This window comes from Planktothrix sp. FACHB-1355 (assembly GCF_014748295.1).
GTDB lineage: Bacteria > Cyanobacteriota > Cyanobacteriia > Cyanobacteriales > Aerosakkonemataceae > Aerosakkonema > Aerosakkonema funiforme_A.
In genome coordinates, this window is sequence record NZ_JACJUP010000638.1 from 1 (window position 1) to 3,913 (window position 3,913).

Sequence of the window (3,913 nt, forward strand, 5' to 3'; positions counted from 1 at the left end):
GTTTGATGTCTGTCAAACTTGAAGAAAATCAAACAAAACTAAGTTTGAGCGCTCGTTTGAGTTTAATGTATTTGCAAGCCAAAGGAATTACTTTACAAACTAAGAAACCGGGCGAGTTGCAATTAGGTAAAGCTGTATTTACTCCTTTTAGAGGAAATGATGGTGGCTATGTTCGCGCTAATTATGGTGGCTACCAAGTTTTGTTGAATTATCGCGGATTGGAGAATAAATTTCATCAAATATCAATAACTGATGTTTTGGCAAATCGAATATCGCCAGACTTACTGCGCGATCGCATAGTGCTGATCGGCGCAACCGGACAAAGCTTCAACGACCTGTTTCTCACTCCTTACAGTCGCAGTTCCCTCGGCACTGCAAAGCAAACTCCTGGTGTAGTTATTCATGCCAATTTAATCAGCCAGACCTTAAGTGCGGCACTGGAAGGACGGGCGCTCATAAAAGTATGGCCTGAACCGCTGGAGTGCTGGTGGATTTTTTTTTGGTCTACCTGCGGCGCAATTTTAGCCTCAATTTTCCCTCTCAAACGATACACACTTGGGAGCATTTTCCTACTTGGGTGCGGTTTGAGTAGCGGTTATTACCTAGCATTCTTGAATGGCTGGTGGATTCCCGGAGTTCCCTCACTTTTAGTTTTGGTCGGTTCTGCTGTTGTTAATACTGGCTATATTCTCATCGAAAATTTGCACATTTCCCATAAAAAATTAGAGGATTATTCGCGCACGTTAGAAGAAAAAGTAAAAGAACGCACCGTGGAATTAGAACGAAAAAAAGATGAGCTAGAGCAACAGGCGATCGAACTTGCCAAAGCCAAAGAAATTGCTGTTGCCGCTAACGCCGCCAAAAGCGCCTTCCTGGCAAATATGAGCCACGAACTTCGCACCCCCCTCAATGCTATTCTCGGCTTTACCCAGCTGATGGCTCGCGATGCTTCTCTGTCTAAAGAAAACCAAGAATACATAGGCATCATCAATCGGAGTGGCGAGCATTTATTAAGTCTCATTAACGATGTTTTAGAAATGTCCAAAATCGAACTAGGACGGCTAGAACTGAATGAAAATAACTTAGATTTATACAACCTAATCGACACTGTAAAGGAATTGTTTCAACTTAAAGCTGAATCCAAAGGCTTAGAGTTAATATTTGATGTAGAAATGGATGTGCCTCAATATATCATTACTGATGGCAAGAAATTACGACAAATTTTAATAAATTTACTGTCAAACTCTATTAAATTTACCGAGCGCGGTAGTGTGATACTTCACGTAAAAACTCTAAGTGAATCCTCTCCAAATAACGCTAAATTAAATCAAAAAGATTCCACTTTATTATTTGAAGTGCAAGATACTGGCTTTGGCATTGCTCCAGAAGAAATAAATAGTTTATTTGAAGCGTTTGTCCAAACAGAAACAGGTCGTAAATCTCAACAAGGAACAGGTTTGGGATTAGCAATCAGCAAACAATTTGTAGAACAAATGGGAGGAAAAATTAGCGTTCAAAGCCAGGTGGGTAAAGGAACTATTTTCACATTCAGTATTCAGGTGCAAGCAGCGTTGGCAACCGAAAATATAAAAGCAGAACCAACAGCGATCGCACTAGCACCCAATACCCCAAAATATCGCATCTTGGTAGTAGACGATCGATATGAAAATCGTCTACTATTAATTAAATTACTCGAATCCATAGGCTTCTTTGTGCGCGAAGCTAGCAACGGTGAGGAGGCAATTGCGATTTGGTCAGATTTTGAACCCCACTTAATTTGGATGGATATAAAAATGCCAGTTATGGACGGTTATGAAGCAACTAAAATAATCAAAGCCACACCACAAGGGAAATCCACCATAATTATTGCCCTAACTGCTAGCGCTTTGAAACACGAACGCGAATTTATGTCTGAAGCTGGTTATGATGATTTTTTACTCAAACCATTTTCGGAAAATTTGCTTTTAAACAAAATGGCGGAATATTTAAGTATTTCCTACGTCTATGCAGGAGAAGAAAAAACCGATTCACAAGCATCCAAAAATCTTTATTCTGCCCTAACAATCGAAGATTTGTGCGTGATGTCATCTTCTTGGGTACAAGAACTATATGACGCAGCATTAACCTGCGATGATGGGCAAATCATGGAATTAATCAAGGAAATTCCACAATCAAATACAAATTTGGTTCGCGCCCTAACCGATTTGGCACACGACTTTCGCTTTGACGTACTCATAGATTTAAGTATGAAATTAATCAATGAATAGCAAGTAGCAGACGTAAAATGTTGAAAAAGTTACTCAAAGCCTGGAAATCGCCACAAGAAAGAATATTAAATTTGCGCTTGCCAGAAAAGCATTCAATCCTATTCTGAGGAAGATCGGTTATACACTTGGAACAACAAGGAGTCGCGTTTTGGGAACGAAAACTATTTTGGAGAAACCTTTTTATCGAAGTCTGCCTGTCGCACCACATAACTAGGGGAGTCAACTGGCAGACTCCCTCCTACTTGATATTGGTAGTCCGAGTTTTGTGCTGACTTCATTTAGGCTGAAAGGGCAGGCTTAATTTCACTCATCAGTCTACCGTTTTTGTTCGAGCTTGTAAAAACAACTAATCTCAGACTCAACAAATATTAAGTCAGCGTCCAAACGCCATCCCAATCTTCCGATGGAGGATTTTGTAGCAAATACTGACAGCGTTTGAGAAACATCGCCGATGGTTTGTCGTTAATTTTCATATCCTCCACAATAACTGCAAACTCATTCATCGCCCGTCGAAACTTGCGATTTAGATAATGTTCGCGTCCTTGATTGTAATGTTCGATCGCTTTTTGCTTCTCCTCAGAAATTAGATCGGCACGCAACCCTAAAACTTCGTAAATAGCTATTGGTTGGTTTCTCCCTTTGGCATGAATGTAATCAAGCTCTCTAGCCCATATCCGCTCCGCGCAAGATTCGTATGTACTTTTACTAATAACGATATCGCAGCCATAATCCTTACTCAGACCTTCCAGATAAGCCGCGATATTTACGCCATCTCCGATTACAGTAAATTGGTTTAGTTTGCTGGAACCAATATTACCCGTGATGAGGGGATCGGAATTGATGCCAATACCTATTTGAATTGCAGGTTTTTTCTTGGCAACAAGATTGGCATTAAATTCTGCTAAACTTTGGCGCATTTCCAGGCCACTTTGCACTGACATCCAAGCACGCTCTTCTAAAGGCGAGGTTGCACCAAAAGTCACCATTATTAAATCGCCAATGTATTTATCTAAGGTGCCTTTGTATTTAATAACGACGTTTGACATTACCTCAAAATATTCGTTAAGCAGACCGATTACCTCCACTGGCTCCATGTTTTCCGTCAAAGTAGAGAAACTGCGGATACCTGAGAATAAAATCGAAACATCCCGGCGCTCTCCCTGAAATTTGGCCTCATCCATTCTAGGTAACTCCTGTATCAATTGCTGAGCCATATAGCGCTATATTCTACTCCTAAAGGGTTGCTCACACTGATGTCCCAACTCACCCCAAACATCGCCAACTTCAGTTTCAGTGGAGGCTTCAGTCAGTGTACTTATACATAAAGTGACTCTAAAAGGCTTTTGACGCCATGAGTAGCGACATGGGTATAATTGACCTGCGTCAACATAGTAGAGAGATTTACATCACTGACTTGAGAACCTTAAGTAACTCCAGCTACTCCAAGTTGCCATCCAGACTGACGCGATTGCAAGCATCAACTGCTACACTCCCACTGGTTATGAGCGTCAAATTGAGTTTTGTTTTGTAATATCAAAATTTTCAATTTTTTGTTGTTAATTATTAATTATTAATACAAAAATCGATCGTACACCTAATCCGAGTATAAATCCCCCCTGCATATAAAATTAACTTTACAGGCATTA

Annotated in this window: 3 protein-coding genes; 2 read left to right on the forward strand and 1 reads right to left on the reverse strand. The window is 40.4% G+C overall.

The features are described from left to right. On the forward strand, positions 1 to 2,267 hold a 2,267-nt coding region (locus H6S82_RS22145), incomplete at its 5' end, for a CHASE2 domain-containing protein (protein ID WP_191056711.1). A gap of 368 nt (positions 2,268 to 2,635) precedes the next feature. Here H6S82_RS22145 and H6S82_RS22150 read toward each other — a convergent pair. After that, on the reverse strand, positions 2,636 to 3,448 hold the full coding sequence (locus H6S82_RS22150) for an adenylate/guanylate cyclase domain-containing protein (protein ID WP_190462582.1): 813 nt from the start codon (positions 3,446 to 3,448) through the stop codon (positions 2,636 to 2,638). Positions 3,449 to 3,618: 170 nt separating this feature from the next. Between H6S82_RS22150 and H6S82_RS22155 the strand changes: the two genes are divergently transcribed. Then, positions 3,619 to 3,798: a hypothetical protein gene (locus H6S82_RS22155; protein ID WP_190462583.1), complete on the forward strand. Its 180-nt coding sequence runs from the start codon at positions 3,619 to 3,621 to the stop codon at positions 3,796 to 3,798. Positions 3,799 to 3,913 lie beyond the last annotated feature (115 nt).